The sequence below is a fragment of the Thermosipho atlanticus DSM 15807 genome, from assembly GCF_900129985.1.
Classification (GTDB): domain Bacteria; phylum Thermotogota; class Thermotogae; order Thermotogales; family Fervidobacteriaceae; genus Thermosipho_A; species Thermosipho_A atlanticus.
Genome location: NZ_FQXN01000003.1, coordinates 86,408 through 103,314 on the forward strand (window position 1 = coordinate 86,408; position 16,907 = coordinate 103,314).

The following is a 16,907-nucleotide window of genomic DNA, read 5'->3' on the forward strand; positions in this document are numbered from 1 at the left end:
AATTTTATGAGAGAAAGTGAATATACAAATGTTGTTCCACAAGAAGATCGTAGTGCAGGTATGAGTATTTGGGGATTAATATTATTAGGACTTCAACACACTTTTACAATGTTTGGGGCAACTGTTTTAGTTCCTTACTTAACTGGTATACCTGTGAATGTAGCTCTTTTTACTGCAGGTATAGGTACACTATTATTCCATTGGATTACGAAATGGAAAGTTCCCGTATTCCTTGGTTCTAGTTTTGCTTATATTGCTCCAATCATTGCTGTTACAACGTACTATATGAAACAAGCTGGTCTTTCTTTTGGTTCAATTAATGAAGCAGTTGCAGCTGGAGTAGATTTAAGGCCTTATTTAGCCTATGCAGCAGGCGGTATTGCAATAGCTGGTCTTGTGAAGTTTGGTTTTGGTTTTTTAATTAAATTAATTGGTATACGAAGATTTGAAAGATTATTTCCACCAGTAATTTCTGGAACAATGATTATACTTATTGGGCTCATTTTAAGCCCAGTAGCAATCCAAATGGCAAGTGCAAATTGGTGGATTGCATTGATTTCATTAGCAACAGCAGTTATTGTTAGATTGTATAGTAAAGGATTCAGTAGATTAGTTCCAGTGATTTGGGGTATAGTTGTTGGGTATATTGTTGCAGCTTTAACTGGCAATGTGAGTTTTACAGAAGTAAGCACGGCAAGTTGGGCAGGATTGCCAGAATTTTATTTACCTAAATTTTCTTGGTATGCTTTAGCAGCAATTGTTCCAGTAGCAATTGCTCCATCAGTTGAACACTTTGGCGATGTATTTGCTATTTCAGCAGTAGTAGGTAAAAAATTCTATGAAGATCCTGGAATGCATAGAACATTGATGGGCGACGGGCTTGCAACATCAATTGCAGGTGTTTTTGGTGGCCCTGCAAATACCACATATAGTGAAAATACTGGTGTATTGGCTTTTACAAAAGCATTTAATCCTTGGATCATGAGGGTTGCAGCGTTCTTTGCAATTATTTTGTCGTTAGTACCGAAAGTTGGTGCAATTGTAAGATCGATTCCTGTCCCTGTTATGGGTGGAATAGAGATATTGTTATTCGGAATGATTGCAAGTATTGGTGTAAGAACATTAGTAAGTAATAAAGTAAAAGTAGATGGAAAAAATTTGGTGACTATGTCACTTATGTTGGTTACAGGATTAGGAGGTGCTATTTTTAAAGCTGGTAATTTTGCATTACAAGGGTTAGGTTTAGCCGCTATAGTTGGGATAGTTGTTAATGGAATTTTTGTTTTAACGGGGGCATCAGATGATTGAGGTTTCAAGTCTGATTCTAAAGAAAAACAAAAATAAAGCTAAAAGTTTTTTTAGAACAAAACATACAAAATATTATACTTTTGAAGATGATGATATTTTGACTCTAACGATTTACAATAATAGGGTTGGAGCGTTGGGTATGGTTGCCCAACCCTATTTTCTGAAATTTAATGAAATTATAATTGAAGGTAATAAATTAATTTTTGATTATAAAAATGTAATTGATGACTTTAAAATTTATAACCCAAAACTTCAAAGGGTAAATTTTTATGAAAATTTTGAAAAGATTGCAAAAATTTTAGAAGAAAAAATAGATAATCGAATCTTTTCAAAAATTATGAATGATTTGAATCAAACAGAATATATAAAGTTAATTGGTTTCGGTCCAGGGTTGACACCATTATTTGACGATATTTTATCAGGTATCTTACTTTTGAAAAGTTTTTATTCTCAAAATTTTGACAAAGAATCAATTTTAAAAATAGCAAAAGAAAGGACCAATGACATTTCTTTTTATCAGTTATATTATGCTTCAAATGGTTATGCACCCAAACCAGTAAAAATGTATTTAGAGAATGGAATTAAAGAATTTTTGTTAAATATGGGTGACACTTCAGGTTTAGGTTGGATGTTAGGGATATCATTTTTCTTTGAATTGGAGGGATAGAATGATTTACAAGTTGATTAAACCAAATTCTTATTATGATTCAGTTACTCTAATGTTAATCACGGAAGAAATTAAGAAAAAAGAAAATGTTGAGGAAGCATTAATTGGTATGGGAACAGAAACAAATAAAGGATTTTTAAAGGAATTAGGTATGTTAGATGAAGAATTAGAGAAAACAACTCCAAATGATTTATTAATCGTTGTTAAAGGTGAAAATATTGATATTAATGAAATTGAGAAAGATATTGAGGATCTTTTGAAAGTTGAGGCTGAAGAAGAGAGCGAAAAGTTCTACCCTACTTTAGAAAGTGCGGTAAAAAAAGAAAAAGATGCAAATATAGCTTTAATCTCTATAGCTGGAGAATATGCTGGTTATGAAGCAAAAAAAGCATTAGATTTGGGATTAAATGTAATGCTTTTTAGTGACAATGTTCCATTAGAAACTGAAATTGAATTAAAAAAATATGCTTTAGAAAAAGGTCTTTTGGTAATGGGACCAGATTGTGGGACAGCAATAATTAATGGGATAGCACTAGCTTTTGCAAATGTTGTAAGAAAAGGAAATATAGGCATGGTTGCTGCTTCAGGAACAGGTGCCCAGGAAGTTTCGTCAATAATTTCTAATTTAGGTAGTGGAATATCACAATTAATTGGGACAGGTGGAAGAGATGTAAAAAAAGATGTTGGAGGGCTGATGTTCCTTGAAGGAATTAGGAGATTAATTGAGGATGATAAAACGGAAGTAATTGTACTTGTTTCTAAACCTCCTCATGAAGATGTAGTAAGAAAAGCAATTGAATTGTTAAAAAAATCGAATAAAAAGCATGTTGTTCATTTTATTAATGGAAAAGTAAATGATAAAGATATTTTAGTCGGACACACATTAGAAGATACAGCTATAAAAGCATCATTAATAAGTAAAGGAGAAAAAGTGGAGGATAAAGTTTATTCATATTTAGATTATTTTGAAAATATTGATTTTAGTTTAAAAGCTAAAGAAGAAGCAAAAAAAATAGATGAGGGAAGATATATTAGAGGTTTATATTCAGGAGGGACCCTTGCTGATGAAGCAATGATTTTATTACAAAAGGATATCGGACCAGTTTATTCTCCTACACCAATAAATCCTGAATATAAACTTGATGATATAAATGAAAGTAAAGAGCACACCATTGTGGACATGGGTGAGGATGAATTTACCGTTGGAAGACCACACCCAATGATTGATTTTACTATGAGAAAATCAAGGTTAATAAAAGAATACCTTGATAAAGATACGGCAATAATTATTTTAGACATAGTTCTAGGATGGGGTTCACATATGGATCCAGGGGGTGAAATAGCTGAAGCTATAAAAACTGCAAGAGAAAAATCAGGAGTATATAAATGTGTAATTGCAAATATTTGTGGAACTTATGACGATCCTCAAAATTACTTTGAACAAAAGAAAAAGTTGGAAGATGTGGGGGTTTTAGTCTTCCCAAGTAACGCTAGTGCTGTTAAATTTGCTGTTAATGTATGGAAGGAGCTGGGAAGATGAGTTTATTCAATAAAGAATTGAAAATTGTTAACATTGGGTTGAAATCATTTTATGAGGATCTTAAAAAACAAGGAGCTAAGGTGGTCCATGTTGATTGGAAGCCCCCTTTGGGTGGGTATAGATCTTTGAAAATATTAGACGATTTTTCGAAGATTAACATTGATGTTGAAAAAGCAAATGCCGAAGCAGTAGAGAGGATAATGAACTCACAGCCCACTTTAGTTGGAATGGGTATTGCAAGAGAAGTAGTGCCTGGAATGAAGGAAAATATGATTTTACATGCTGGTCCACCTATAACTTGGGATAGAATGTGTGGACCATTAAGAGGAGCAATAATTGGTGGATTAATATACGAAGGAAAGGTGAAAGATGAACGAGAAGCCATTGAATTAATTGAATCTGGCGAAATAGAATTTGATCCATGGCATCATCATGATGGGGTTGGCCCAATGGCTGGTGTTGCAACACCTTCAATGCCCGTGTTTATAATTGAAAATAAAACCTATGGGATAAAAGCTTATTGTACTATGAATGAAGGGTTAGGGAAAGTTCTTAGATATGGAGCGAATGGGCCAGAAGTCATTGATAGATTAAAATGGATGGAAGAGGTTTTATATCCTGTATTAAAAGAGGCTTTGGAATTGAAAGGTGAAATTAATCTCAAGAATTTAATTGCTCAAGCTGTCCAAATGGGTGATGAATGTCACAATAGAAATAGAGCAGCCACTTCATTGTTTATTAGAGAAATTGCTCCAGCAATCTTGGATACAAGTTTTTCTAATAAAGAAAAGAAAAAAGTATTGGAATTTATTAATTCAAACGATCATTTTTTTCTTAATTTATCTATGCCAGCAGCAAAATCTGCGACATTAGCTGCAGAAGGTATAAAAGGAAGTACTGTAGTTACTGTAATGGCAAGAAATGGAACGGACTTTGGAATAAGGATTGCGGGCCTTCCAAACAAATGGTTTGTAGGTCCAGCTCAAGAAGTAGAAGGGTTATATTTTCCAGGATTTACTAAAGAAGATGCAAATCTTGATATTGGAGATAGTACAATTACGGAAACTGGAGGGTTTGGTGCTTTTGCTATGGCAGCTGCACCAGCAATTGTGAAATTTGTTGGTGGAACTGTGCAAGAGGCAATTGAAACAACTTTAAAAATGTATGAAATTACTGAAACTGAGAATAATACGTATAAAATTCCATTTTTAAATTTTAGAGGTACTCCAACAGGTTTAAATATTAAGAAGGTAGTAGAAAAAGGTATATTACCTCGAATTAACACAGGTATTGCCCATAAAAAGCCTGGAATAGGTCAGGTAGGTGCAGGTTTGACCTATCCACCTATGAATATTTTTATTGATGCTTTAGAAGCATTTATAAAAGAATATCTTTAAAAATAAGGAGGTAAAAGTATGGCAGGTATTAAAGTGTATGATTTAACTCAAAACATAGGAATTTCAACTCCACCATGGCCAAGTTATGAACCAATGAAGTTATGGTATTTCAAAAGGAAAATGCTTCAAAAGGTTAATGGCCAAATTGTCCGAACCAGTATGCATAACGGTACACATTTAGATGGACAACGACATTTTATGACTGGTGGAAGAGATATCGCTTCACTGCCTTTGGAGGGTTATTTATTTGGTGAAGGAGTTATAGTAGATATTTCAAAGGAAGTAGGCGATTTTGATATTTACAAACCTGAACATTTTTTAAAAGTTGCAAAAGAAAATGGTTTTGAATATAAAAAAGGTGACATTCTTATAATAAACACAGGATATCATAAATATGCGTGGGATCAACCAGAAGCAAATGAAGAAAAATATTTTTATTATCATCCAGGCCCAGATAAAGAGTTCGCAGATTGGGTAAAAGAACTTGAAATCAAATGGATAGGTGTTGATTGTGGTTCGGCTGATCATCCAATGAATACGATTTTAAAGGAATTTAGGCCAGATATAGCTAAACTTGCTAATAAGCATTTCATTGAAAAATATGGAAAATCATTGGACGAATATTTCACTGATGAAACTTATCAATTGATGCATAATTATTTATTCCCAGAAATGATACTTCATGCAGAAAACCTTGGAGGAGAAATTGATAAAGTTTTAAATAGAAGAATGTATATAGGAATATTCCCGTGGAAATTGGTTGATGGTGAATCAAGTATTGCGCGAGTCGCTGCGTTTGAAATTATTTAATAACATTATCTGATATATAAAATTCTGAGGAGAGGTGAAATTATGTGGAAAGAAGTCCCTGAAAAGGTATCCCAAGAAAAAATCACATTTGATGTAAGGGAGTTAGAACCAATATTATCCGGTCCTTCATTAAAACTAGAACCATATAAACCAGAAATGGCAAAATTAAAAGATGGTAGTTATTTATATATAAGACCTTTAAAGAAAGAAGAAGTTCCTCTCTTGTTGCCATTCGTGAAAAAATTATTAGATGTTGATCATGATTTTTATGATATAGTTGGAGCAAGAGTGTATGCGGAATTACTGGGATGGTATAGAAACAGGCTAAAAGATCCTTATTTTATGATAGGAACAATTAATGGGAAATTAGCTGGATTTGCAAATGCTAGAGTGATGAATGAAGATATTCATATCAGTTTACATTCAATGGCATTTGTAAGAGGTTTAAGAGTAGGAGCAATAATGTATTATGCAAAGACAAAATATGCTTTTGAAGTTTTAGGTGCAAAGGAATGGTGGGCTACATATGAGAGTTATAATGGTTTTAAAAGATGGGGATTAGGTATGGCTCAACCTTCTTATCCATGGCCAGATGTTCAGCATGAATTAGGTGGAGCTAAAGTGTATTATATAACCAGACAATATTGGGACTTGTCTGTGAAAGAGTATCTTAAACAATTGGTTAAAACAGAGCTGGAAGAACCTACCCCAGAAGTGATTGAAGCTAATAAAGAATTAATTATTCCTGAAAATCCAGTGGTTTAATAAAAGAGCGTATAAAAATTTTCTGTATGTGGAATAAATAATAAAAAAACAAATTTTCAAACAACATGGCTTCGGTACTCCACCGGAGCCATGTTTTTTATTTTTTGAAACCTTGAAAAATATTTCTTAAAATTCTTCCCTTTCTTTTCCAAAAAAAATACCCCCAGGTTGGCTTTGTTTTACAATTTTGGGGGTGTTTTTATTATTTTATTACTTTGAAAAGAGTGTAAAATACAAAGAGCTTTTTATTAAAGATATAAATTAGTCGAGCATTGGAATTCTAAGACCATGTTTTTTGGCGGTTTGGATTGCAATTTCATATCCAGCATCTGCATGACGTGCGACTCCTAAACCTACATCATTTGTTAATACTCTTTCAAGCTTTTTATGAGCAAGATCGGTTCCGTCTGCGACTACTACCATTCCAGCATGAAGTGAATATCCAATTCCAACTCCTCCACCGTGATGGAAAGATACCCAAGTGGCTCCACTTGCTACATTTAGCATAGCATTAAGTATTGGCCAATCAGCAATTGCATCACTTCCATCCTTCATTGCTTCAGTTTCTCTGTATGGGCTTGCAACTGAACCTGTATCATGATGGTCTCTTCCAATAACAATTGGAGCATCTAATTTACCTTTTTTAACCATTTCATTAATTGCTAAACCAAATTCAGCTCTTTCGCCTTGACCTAACCAACAAATTCTTGCAGGTAATCCTTGCCATTTTACTTTCTTTTGTGCTAGTTCTATCCACCTTTTTAAGTGTTCATCGTATGGGAAAAGTTCAAGTACTTTTTTATCCGTTTTGAAAATGTCTTCGGGATTTCCAGATAACGCTACCCATCTAAAAGGCCCTTTTCCTTCTGAGAAAAGATCTCTGATGTATTCAGGAACATATCCTGGAATATTGAATGCATCTTTTACACCGTGATCATATGCTAATCTTCTTATGTTATTTCCGTATTCAAATACTTTAGAACCTTGTTTTTGCATTTCAAGAATTGCTTCAATGTGTTTTGCAACACTTTCATATACAAGTTCTAAATATTTTTTTGGATCATTTTTTCGTAATTTTATTGCTTCATCAAAACTCATTCCACGTGGTACATAACCATTTAATGGATCATGAGCCGCAGTTTGATCTGTAACGATATCTGGAATTATATTTCTTTTAACTAATTCGGGATGTATGTCAGCGGCGTTTCCTAATAATCCTATTGATAGAGATTTACCTTCTTTTACAGCTTTTTGTACTAATGTTAAAGCTTCATCCAAATTATCAGTCCATGTATCAAGATATCCTGTTTTTAACCTTCTTTCAATCATTCGTTTATCAATTTCTACAGCAAGTATAACACCATCATTCAGTGTTACAGCGAGAGGTTGGGCACCTCCCATTTCTCCAAGGCCAGCAGTTAATACCCATTTTCCTTTTAATGAACCATTGAAATATTTTTTTGCAACGGCAAAAAAAGTTTCATATGTTCCCTGTAATATACCTTGAGTACCTATATATATCCAACTTCCTGCAGTCATTTGTCCGAACATTATTAATCCTCTTTCTTCTAATTGTCTAAAATATTCCCAATTTGCCCATTTTGGTACAAGGTTTGAATTAGCAATTAATACTCTAGGAGCCCATTCACTTGTTTTAAATACTGCTACAGGTTTTCCACTTTGGATAAGTAAAGTTTCGTCCATTTCCAGAGTTTTTAAAGTTTCGATTATTTTATCAAATGCTTCCCAATTTCTTGCAGCTTTACCAGTACCGCCGTATACTATCAGATTAGCAGGATCTCTTGCAACTTCTGGATCAAGATTGTTCATTAACATTCGCATAGGAGCTTCTGTTTGCCAAGTTTTGCAAGTTAAGTTTGTCCCCCTTGGTGCTTTAATTATTCTGTTCATAATATCCCTCCCTTATGATTTCGAAATTAAATATGCATAAACAATTGTATCACTTATTAAGTTGTCAATTTTCACATACTCATTAGGCTGATGTGCAGTGCCATCAATTGTAGCCCAAACAACGGCTGGAAAATTCTCTTTTCTTAAAATTGCTGCACATGTTCCTCCGCCGATTCCCCCAATTTTTGGTTCAATATTTCTTGTATTTTTTATTGCTTCAACTAATTTTAAAACTATTTCGGAATTTTTATCAGTAGGAGGAGCAGCTTGTTCAAATTGAACCTTTTCTATATGAACTTTCACATTATTTTCTTTTGAAAAATGCTTTGCGATTTCAACAATCTCGTTAAAAATGTCTTCAATGTTGTAATCGGGCAAAACTCTACAATCAAAATAGGTTATATCTGTACCTGGAATAGTGTTGATATTTTCAACATTAGGTAATTTTTTGGTGGGTTCGAAAGAACTTTTTGGAAAGTCAAAAATATCATTTTCAGCATTGTATTTTTTATGTAAATAATTATCTAAGTAAATTGCAAATTTCATGCCATATCTATGAGCGTTTTTTGCAATATCTGGTCTTGAAGCATGAGCTTGTTTCCCTTCGGTGGTTATTTTCAACCACATTATTGATTTTTCAGCAATTTCTATGAAACTTCCATCAGGTTCACCAGAATCTGGAACGATAAAAAGATCATTTTTTGAAAAGATTTTTTGTTTTACAAGATATTTTATTCCATACTCTGATCCAGTTTCTTCATCAGAAACCAAAATTATTCCTATATTGTCTTTGGGCCTTATTCCCAGTTCCATTACTGCTTTTACACCATACAGTGAAGCAATCAATGAAGAACCATTATCTTCAGCTCCTCTCCCAAATATTTTTCCATCCTTTTCAACTGGAGTGAAAGGGTCGTTTTTCCAAAGTTTTAAATCACCAGCTGGAACTTTATCCATATGGGTTATAATCCAAATAGTTCTTTTCCCTTCTATACCTTTATATTCAGCAATTATATTTGGTCTGTATCCATAAGGAACAGCCTCATCAGGCGCATCGTATCTTTGAATTTTGTCGAAATTCCAATTTTTGATTAGATTCTCTAACCAAATAGCAATTTCTTTTTCTCCAGGACCTCCTGTTCTAGGATTGACAGAATTAATAGATATGAATTTTTTCATTGATTCAATAATTTGAGGTTTTAATTGTTCGATTTTACGTATTATCTTTTCTTTTAATTCCATTTTTAAAAACCTCCTTTTAATTTTTTATATGCTTCAAAAGCCAAACGAGCTGTGATCCCCCAAATTACAAGTTCTTCGTATAAAAAGAACATTATTTTATATTTTCCTTCTCTCCAAACATATTTTTGCCCACCAGGAATTAAATGATAAGGAAAGTTGGAAGTAGGAGAAACTTTTAGTTTGGCAAAGCAAGTAAATGTAGGTTTTTCAAAAAAGTTAATTGGAACATAAAAAACTTTTTCAACTTCTTCAGGATTTAAATTCATATTTGTAGGATCAATAGTTGCTATAAATGGATGAATTACTATGTTAAAAGGAGTAATTAACGATTTCATTTTACCTATTATTTCGATTGGTTTAATTCCAATTTCTTCATAAAGTTCTCTAATACCTGCTTCTAGTGGACTTTCATTTGTTTCAACTTTTCCTCCTGGAAATGAAATTTCTTGAGGTTGTATTTTCAAGTTTTTTGAACGCAGTTCAAAAAGAAAGTATTCTTTGTTTATTATGGGGATAATAACGGAATATTCTGTAGTTGGACTTAAAAATCCTTCTTCAAAAAATTTCATTTTATCACCTAGTAGTTTATTGAAGAGCTATTCATATTGTCTTTGTATACACTAAACCAAGAATTGGGATTAATATCATTTGTTGAAATAGCATATGCTTTTTCACCAATAATGTATAAAATTCCATTATCAAAAACAAGAAATTTTGAATTTTTAAAAGTGTTAGAATAGATGATTTTATATTTTTTTCGATCGATAACATACAGATTACCGTTCGAAGATAGGATAAAAATATTGTTTTTCCCCAATATAGCGTCTATAATTTCATCATTAGACTTAAATACAGTTTTTCCGTTTTTAATTATAGAATATTTTTCAAACAAAAATTCATTACCAAAATCATCAAGTAAAACGAAGGAGTTTTCGGATGGAATTACAGGAGTTTCAGAGAAAAATGCAAGATTTCTAACCTTTCCAATAAATTTGTCTTTTTTGTTATTTTTCCATAGATATCCCATAGCGTCGACAGAATAAATATTTCCGGATAGTGAAATAAATGGGCCAGTAATGGGCCATTTACCAGCTTTGTATTGATTTATAATTTCGCCGTCTTTAATTTCGTATAAGTAACCTTCATCAGAGAGAGCATAAATCATTATTCCATCCCATGCAACTCCAAGTGCAACATCGGAATCAAGTTGAACTTTCCAAAGGAGTTTACCGCTGAAATCAAAAGCGTATACGTTGTTATCCCAACTAGTTGCTAATAGTTCTTTATTTGTCAAAGTAAGATGTCCAGTTATAATAAATGGTAATCTGTATTCCCAGATTATCTTTCCGTTTTTTAAGGCAAGAATTTTTCCATTAGTTGAAGCAACAAAAAGTGTGTTGTTAATTGCAACAGGCCTTGATTTAATTTCAAAGTTTAAATTAGTTGACCATAGTAATTTTATTTCACCTTGAGGTAAATTCTCTCCTTTTAATACTGCTACCCCTTTGATTTTGTATGGAAAGGTTGTAATATTTAAATCACTGGTAATAATATAATTTCCAATGTAAATATTTTCGCCGTCAGAAATTAAAGTGTTTCCATTAACTTTTCTTGAGAATAACAATTTTTTATTCTCGTCATATATATTTACTTCATTGTTAATAAGTAAAACATGGTAACCGTTAAATTCGTAGTCGTCAGCATTAGTAAAGTGTTCGATATATCTTGGATACATAGGATTGGCAATGTCAAATATAGTTAGCCCGTTATTTGTGAATACCGCAAGGTGTCCGTTACTTATTTTAATTTTTAGGATTTTTTCATTATTGGGATCGATTGTCCAAATAAGTTTTCCATTATTTATTCCAACAATTTTTCCTGATTGAATGCCTATTAAAAAATTTTTATAGACATAAACATTTTTCAAATTGTTAGGAAGAATTTTGTAAAAAAGCAATTTGTCATTTTCAAGTTTATAAATTGAACCGTTAGATAGAAAGTAAGAATCACCAATATAAACAGGAGAATCGATTTTTATTTCCTGTTTGGTTTTTAAGTTAATTATTGCATCATGTTTTAAAATATATATGTTATTGTTTATACTTACAATTCCATCAAAAATTCCTGTCTCAATCTTTTCAAAAGATTTGTACACACCGTCATTACTTAGAAAGTAAACTTGTGAATTTATAACAATAGCAAATAGTAGAAAAATCAATGTAATTTTTTTCATATATTCACCTACTTACTTTAAATTTTCTATTTCTAAGAGCAAAAATTTAAGATACTGAGTTTCTAAAATATTTAAAACTTGTGGATGATCATAAGGTTGACCACCTTTGTGTAATATTCTACTGATTTTTCCGGTATCAATTGCTGCAGAGAAGATAGTGTTTATGAATTCTTGTTCGGAAATAACTTGAGTACATGATGAAGTGGCAAGTATACCTCGTTCTTTTAAAATTTTCATAGCTCTAAGATTTATTTCTTTATATCCCTTTAATGCAGATTGTTTGGTAGAGGCACTTTTTGCAAATGAAGGGGGATCAATTGATATAACATCAAAAAATTTTGAAGAGTTATAAAAAGATTTAAGTATATCAAACGCATTTCCCACTATAAGTTCGTAGTTTTGAAAGTCATTTTTCTTTAATGCCAATTCAGCTACTTCAATAGCTCTTTTAGAATAATCTACAAAGGTTACGTGTTTTGCACCAAATTTGAGCATGTGAAGTCCAAAGTTACCAGTATAACAGAAGCAATCAAGACAAGACTTATTGTTAGTATAATTCCTTAATGATAATGCGTTAAATCTTTGATCGAGAAATGCTCCAGTTTTTTGTCCTTTTGTATCAGCAAAAAGTATTATTCCATTTATAGTGTAGGGAATAAGCTCTGGACCGTTTCCATAAATCCAACCTGTGAAAGTTGTTAAGCCTTCTTTTTTTCTAGATGTACTATCAGATTTCTCAAAAATACCAACTGGATTGAAAATTTCTATTAATACATCTATGATAAAATTTTTTATTTTTTCAATTCCGAGGGTGTTAATTTCAATTACCAAGTAATTACCAAATTTGTCTACTATTAACCCAGGTAAATTATCAGCTTCAGAAAAAATTACCCGAAAACTTTCTTCCTTTGTGTTTCTTCGTCTTAATGCTTGAACAATCCTTTTTTTTAAAAAGTTTTTATCAATTTTTTCATTTTTTCTTGTTAAAAGTCTGATCCTAATTTTTGAATTAAAATTGATATACCCTTTTCCAATAAAGTAATTTTCATGATTAAAAACTTCTACAATGCTTCCATTTTCAATTTCACCGTCTATCTTTTCAATTTCATTGTAATAAATCCAGGGATGTCCGTTCTTTATTCGGTTTTTTATGTTTTTTTTCAAGTATACTTTCATATTACCTCCTGAAAAACTTTGATTTTTCAATTAACCAATAATATGCTTCTTTAATTTTCTCCTTATTAAAATTGCCTGGAGTAACTTTCACGTGAGAAGAATTTGAAACAGCATTAACCCATTTTTCAATTTCAGATTCATTAGTTTCGAAATAAATTTCAACACCTAAAGTTTTAATAAAATCTTCAATATCTCCAACAAGTTCGTGAATAATTTTAGATTTTTTGGTTCCTGCAATTTTCATTTCAAAAGGTAAAAAAACAGCAGTTGCAATTCCGTGTCTTAAATTTTTATCTGTAGTTAAAGAATAACCTAGAGAGTGTGCAATTGTTGTTCCAGTAATGCTTATAGCAATGCCAGCATAGGTTGATGCTAGTAACATTTCTTTTCTATATTCATAATTTTCAAGATCGTTTACGAGTTTCGGAAGAGTATTTTTAATTATTTTAATAGCTTTGAATGCAAAAATTTCCGAAAATTCGTTAGATCTCAAAGATAATGCGGATTCAACTGCATGAGAAAAAGCGTCAAGTCCTGTAGAAATGGTAAGATCTTTTGGTAATGAAATAGTATATTTTGGATTTAAAATGGCAATTTTTGGAAAAATTTTTTCATGTTTAAATCCACGTTTTCGACCATTAATAGTTAAAACGGAATATTGTGTAACTTCACTTCCAGTGCCAGCAGTTGTTGGAATACAAAGAATATTTGCAGCTGTATCGTATTTAGATTGATCGTATAAATCTTCAACCGAAATATTGTTTTTACATAAAACAGCAACTGCTTTAGCAGTGTCCATTGGACTGCCACCACCAAGACCAACAACAACATCCCAATTCTTGCCATACTTTTGTGTTATGTTTTCTATAAGCTCTTTTGGAGGATTTTCTTTAGATTCGTCGAAAATTTCATATTCTTTATCTAGACTTTCAAGTAAGTTGATTAAATCTTCTAAACTACCATTTCTTTTTGAACTTTTTCCGGTAATAATAAGGAATCTCTTACCAAGTTTATCTATTTCATTTTTGAGAATTTCATTTTCGTACATTATTTTTGTAGGCAAATAGAAAGCCAATTTAATCACCCCTCAAATTTAAATTTAAATATAGGTTTTCTCGATGCTGTGACATCATCTAAGCGTTTAACTGGGGTGTTATATGGAGCGTTTTTAACTAATTCTGGGTTTTCTCTCGCTTCATTAAATATCTTTTCCAATATTTTAGCAAAATTGTCTAAAGTATCTTTACTTTCAGTTTCTGTTGGTTCTATCATAAAATCTTCATGCACAATTAATGGGAAATACATTGTTGGCGCATGAACTCCATAATCAAGAAGTCTTTTTGCAATGTCAAGAGCTTTCACACCTGTCTCTTTTGTAAGTTTTTCACAGGTTGAAACAAATTCGTGCATACATACTCCAGGATAGGCGATGGGCATGATTTTTTCAATTTTCTTTCTTAAGTAATTTGCATTTAAAACCGCCATATTACCTATGTGCTTCAAACCGTCATTTCCCATTGTTTTAATATAAGTGTATGCCCTTACCATTATAGAAAAATTACCATAAAAGCTTCTAATCATACCAATGGATTCAGGTTTGTCATAGTTTAATTTATAATTACCATTTTCAAAAATAATTTCTGGAATAGGTAAAAATTTAACAAGATGTTTTTTAACCCCCACGGGTCCACTGCCTGGTCCTCCCATACCATGTGGGGTGCTAAAAGTTTTATGAAGGTTTAAGTGAACAATGTCAAATCCCATATCGCCTGGTCTAGTTCTCCCTAAGAGAGCATTTAAATTTGCACCATCGTAATATAAAAGTGCTCCTGCATCATGAACCATTTTAGAAATTTTATAAATATCTTTTTCAAAAAGTCCAAGTGTATTTGGGTTGGTAAGCATTAAAACTGCTACTTCTTCATTTAATGCTTTTTCAAGTTCATTAAGATCAATTCTGCCATCAGGGCCAGATTTTATTTCAATAACATCAAATCCAGCCATTCTTGCAGAAGCAGGATTTGTTCCGTGCGCGCTATCTGGTACAATAGCTTTTGTTCTTTTGATATCTCCCCTACTTAAATGGTACGCCCTGGCTATAAGGATCCCCGTTAATTCTCCGTGAGCCCCTGCGGCTGGCTGAAGACTAAGATCATCCATCCCTGTTATTTCACAGAGCATATTTTTGAGTTCGTACATGAGTTTGAGGGCGCCTTGTACAGTTTCGATAGGTTGATAAGGATGGATCATTGTAAATCCGTCAAGTGTTGCCATTTTTTCGTTTATTTTTGGATTGTATTTCATCGTACATGAACCAAGTGGGTAGAATCCGACATCAACCGAATAATTTTTCAAAGCTAAGTTAGTATAGTGCCTTACAACATCGACTTCACTGACCTCAGGAAGTCTTGGTTTATCTTTCCTAATCAAATGTTCAGGAATTTCTAATTCAAAATCATCTATATTATTATCAGGTAATTGAAAACCAATTCTACCACTCTTAGAAATTTCGAATATGGTCATATAGTCCCCTCCTTAAAAATATTTTAGTAGGTTTTCTATACTTTCTTTTGTATTAACTTCAGTACAACATGCAAGAGCGTTATTTTTAAATTGAGGTAATACTATTTCCAATGGAAGAGGACCTAAAATACCTTCTTCTGTTAGTTTATGCCATTTGCTTATGTAATCTTCACCTGCATCAAAAAGAAATTCATTAAAGAAAGGTCCATCAAAAACTTTTTTGTATCCTTTCTCTTCAAGTTTTCTTGCTAAATAATGCGAGGCATTATATGACATTTTTGCTACTTTTTTCAAACCTTCTGGTCCCATAGTAGATATGTAAATAGCATTTACTAAAGCCATTAAAGCATGGTTAGAGCAGATATTTGAAGTTGCTTTTCCTCTCCTTATGTGTTGCTCTCTTGTTTGAAGTATCATTATATATCCTTTTTTCCCTTCAACATCCTTTGTTTCACCTATAATTCTGCCTGGCATCTTTCTTACATATTTTTCCCTCGTAGTGAAAAAGCCTATTCCAGGGCCACCAAAGTTTGGTGTAACACCAAGTGCTTGTCCTTCACCAACGACAATATCAGCACCAAATTTGCCCGGAGCTTCAAGAATTGATAATGAAATAGGTTCGGAAACAACTATAAACAATATTTTTTCAGGTAATAACTCTTTAATCATTTTTAAATCTTCGATTATTCCAAAAAAGTTAGGATATCCAACAACTACTGCCGAAGTTTCATCGTCAATTTTATTTTTCAATTCTTCTAGATCGATTGTTCCAGTTTCACTCCATTTTATTTTTTCTAAGTGTACATTTTGAGGTTTACAGTATGTTTCACTTACGGATAAATATTCAGGGTTTATAGCAGAAGAGATCAGAATCTTTCTTTTACCATTTATTCTTACAGCCATTAAAATAGCTTCAGCAAGTGCTGTAGCACCATCATACATTGATGAATTAGCTACTTCCATTCCGGTGAGTTCGCACATCATTGTTTGATATTCAAAGAGAGCTTGAAGTGTACCTTGTGAGACTTCTGCTTGGTATGGTGTATATGCTGTCACAAAGTTTTGTTTGTTAGATAAAGTTTCAACAATTGTTGGAATATAATGGTAATATATTCCTGCGCCAATAAAAATGTTTTCTAGTTCAAATACTTTATTTTGTTTACTTAATTTTACAATTTCTTTTTTTACAGTGAATTCATCTTTTCCATTTTCTAATTTGTAATTTTCAATGGTTTTTGGAACATTTACATACAAATCTTCAATAGTACTAACGCCAATTTCCTTTAACATTTCTTCGATTTCTTTTTCAGTATGGGGAATATATTTGTGCATATT

Annotated in this window: 14 protein-coding genes; 6 read left to right on the forward strand and 8 right to left on the reverse strand. The window is 32.2% G+C overall.

Features of this window, described 5'->3' with window-relative positions:
• Positions 1 to 6 precede the first annotated feature (6 nt).
• The 6 genes from BUB65_RS04450 to BUB65_RS04475 are packed head-to-tail and all read left to right on the forward strand — an operon-like array spanning position 7 to position 6,487.
• Positions 7 to 1,308 (forward strand): uracil-xanthine permease family protein, encoded by a 1,302-nt coding sequence (locus tag BUB65_RS04450; protein ID WP_073072701.1) that lies wholly within the window; start codon positions 7 to 9, stop codon positions 1,306 to 1,308.
• Positions 1,301 to 1,975, forward strand: coding sequence for an oxamate carbamoyltransferase subunit AllH family protein (locus tag BUB65_RS04455; RefSeq protein ID WP_073072703.1), 675 nt, complete (start codon positions 1,301 to 1,303; stop codon positions 1,973 to 1,975). The genes BUB65_RS04450 and BUB65_RS04455 overlap by 8 nt, the downstream gene beginning before the upstream one ends.
• 1 nt (position 1,976) lies before the next feature.
• Positions 1,977 to 3,515, forward strand: a complete 1,539-nt coding sequence (fdrA, locus tag BUB65_RS04460) for an acyl-CoA synthetase FdrA (RefSeq protein ID WP_073072705.1) — start codon at positions 1,977 to 1,979, stop codon at positions 3,513 to 3,515.
• Complete coding sequence (locus BUB65_RS04465; RefSeq protein ID WP_073072707.1) at positions 3,512 to 4,912, forward strand: YlbE family protein; 1,401 nt, start codon at positions 3,512 to 3,514, stop codon at positions 4,910 to 4,912. The genes fdrA and BUB65_RS04465 overlap by 4 nt, the downstream gene beginning before the upstream one ends.
• A gap of 18 nt (positions 4,913 to 4,930) precedes the next feature.
• Complete coding sequence (locus BUB65_RS04470) at positions 4,931 to 5,722, forward strand: cyclase family protein (RefSeq protein ID WP_073072709.1); 792 nt, start codon at positions 4,931 to 4,933, stop codon at positions 5,720 to 5,722.
• A gap of 42 nt (positions 5,723 to 5,764) precedes the next feature.
• A complete protein-coding gene (locus BUB65_RS04475; protein WP_073072711.1) occupies positions 5,765 to 6,487 on the forward strand; it encodes an N-acetyltransferase in 723 nt (240 codons plus the stop codon).
• A gap of 261 nt (positions 6,488 to 6,748) precedes the next feature.
• Here the strand turns inward: BUB65_RS04475 and hutU are convergent, their stop codons facing one another.
• Genes hutU through gcvPA form a run of 8 tightly spaced genes read right to left on the reverse strand, consistent with a single transcriptional unit; the run spans position 6,749 to position 16,904 of the window.
• A complete protein-coding gene (gene hutU / locus BUB65_RS04480) occupies positions 6,749 to 8,398 on the reverse strand; it encodes a urocanate hydratase (RefSeq protein ID WP_073072713.1) in 1,650 nt (549 codons plus the stop codon).
• A 12-nt stretch (positions 8,399 to 8,410) separates the two neighbouring features.
• Positions 8,411 to 9,640, reverse strand: a complete 1,230-nt coding sequence (locus BUB65_RS04485; RefSeq protein WP_073072715.1) for a M20 family metallo-hydrolase — start codon at positions 9,638 to 9,640, stop codon at positions 8,411 to 8,413.
• Positions 9,641 to 9,642: 2 nt separating this feature from the next.
• Positions 9,643 to 10,209, reverse strand: coding sequence for an NUDIX hydrolase (locus BUB65_RS04490; protein ID WP_073072718.1), 567 nt, complete (start codon positions 10,207 to 10,209; stop codon positions 9,643 to 9,645).
• Positions 10,210 to 10,217: 8 nt separating this feature from the next.
• Complete coding sequence (locus BUB65_RS04495; RefSeq protein WP_073072720.1) at positions 10,218 to 11,873, reverse strand: outer membrane protein assembly factor BamB family protein; 1,656 nt, start codon at positions 11,871 to 11,873, stop codon at positions 10,218 to 10,220.
• Between the two features lie 12 nt (positions 11,874 to 11,885).
• Positions 11,886 to 13,049, reverse strand: a complete 1,164-nt coding sequence (locus tag BUB65_RS04500; RefSeq protein WP_073072722.1) for a class I SAM-dependent rRNA methyltransferase — start codon at positions 13,047 to 13,049, stop codon at positions 11,886 to 11,888.
• A gap of 1 nt (position 13,050) precedes the next feature.
• A complete protein-coding gene (locus BUB65_RS04505) occupies positions 13,051 to 14,124 on the reverse strand; it encodes an iron-containing alcohol dehydrogenase family protein (protein ID WP_073072725.1) in 1,074 nt (357 codons plus the stop codon).
• Positions 14,125 to 14,129: 5 nt separating this feature from the next.
• Positions 14,130 to 15,572 (reverse strand): aminomethyl-transferring glycine dehydrogenase subunit GcvPB, encoded by a 1,443-nt coding sequence (gene gcvPB, locus BUB65_RS04510; protein ID WP_073072727.1) that lies wholly within the window; start codon positions 15,570 to 15,572, stop codon positions 14,130 to 14,132.
• Between the two features lie 12 nt (positions 15,573 to 15,584).
• Complete coding sequence (gene gcvPA, locus BUB65_RS04515; protein ID WP_073072729.1) at positions 15,585 to 16,904, reverse strand: aminomethyl-transferring glycine dehydrogenase subunit GcvPA; 1,320 nt, start codon at positions 16,902 to 16,904, stop codon at positions 15,585 to 15,587.
• Positions 16,905 to 16,907: the final 3 nt, after the last annotated feature.

Coding starts and splice junctions, on each gene's coding strand:
- BUB65_RS04450 (WP_073072701.1), top strand. CDS start 7: ATGAGAGAAAGTGAATATACAAATGTTGTTCCACAAGAAGATCGTAGT.
- BUB65_RS04455 (WP_073072703.1), top strand. CDS start 1,301: ATGATTGAGGTTTCAAGTCTGATTCTAAAGAAAAACAAAAATAAAGCT.
- fdrA (WP_073072705.1), top strand. CDS start 1,977: ATGATTTACAAGTTGATTAAACCAAATTCTTATTATGATTCAGTTACT.
- BUB65_RS04465 (WP_073072707.1), top strand. CDS start 3,512: ATGAGTTTATTCAATAAAGAATTGAAAATTGTTAACATTGGGTTGAAA.
- BUB65_RS04470 (WP_073072709.1), top strand. CDS start 4,931: ATGGCAGGTATTAAAGTGTATGATTTAACTCAAAACATAGGAATTTCA.
- BUB65_RS04475 (WP_073072711.1), top strand. CDS start 5,765: ATGTGGAAAGAAGTCCCTGAAAAGGTATCCCAAGAAAAAATCACATTT.
- hutU (WP_073072713.1), bottom strand. CDS start 8,398: ATGAACAGAATAATTAAAGCACCAAGGGGGACAAACTTAACTTGCAAA.
- BUB65_RS04485 (WP_073072715.1), bottom strand. CDS start 9,640: ATGGAATTAAAAGAAAAGATAATACGTAAAATCGAACAATTAAAACCT.
- BUB65_RS04490 (WP_073072718.1), bottom strand. CDS start 10,209: ATGAAATTTTTTGAAGAAGGATTTTTAAGTCCAACTACAGAATATTCC.
- BUB65_RS04495 (WP_073072720.1), bottom strand. CDS start 11,873: ATGAAAAAAATTACATTGATTTTTCTACTATTTGCTATTGTTATAAAT.
- BUB65_RS04500 (WP_073072722.1), bottom strand. CDS start 13,049: ATGAAAGTATACTTGAAAAAAAACATAAAAAACCGAATAAAGAACGGA.
- gcvPB (WP_073072727.1), bottom strand. CDS start 15,572: ATGACCATATTCGAAATTTCTAAGAGTGGTAGAATTGGTTTTCAATTA.
- gcvPA (WP_073072729.1), bottom strand. CDS start 16,904: ATGCACAAATATATTCCCCATACTGAAAAAGAAATCGAAGAAATGTTA.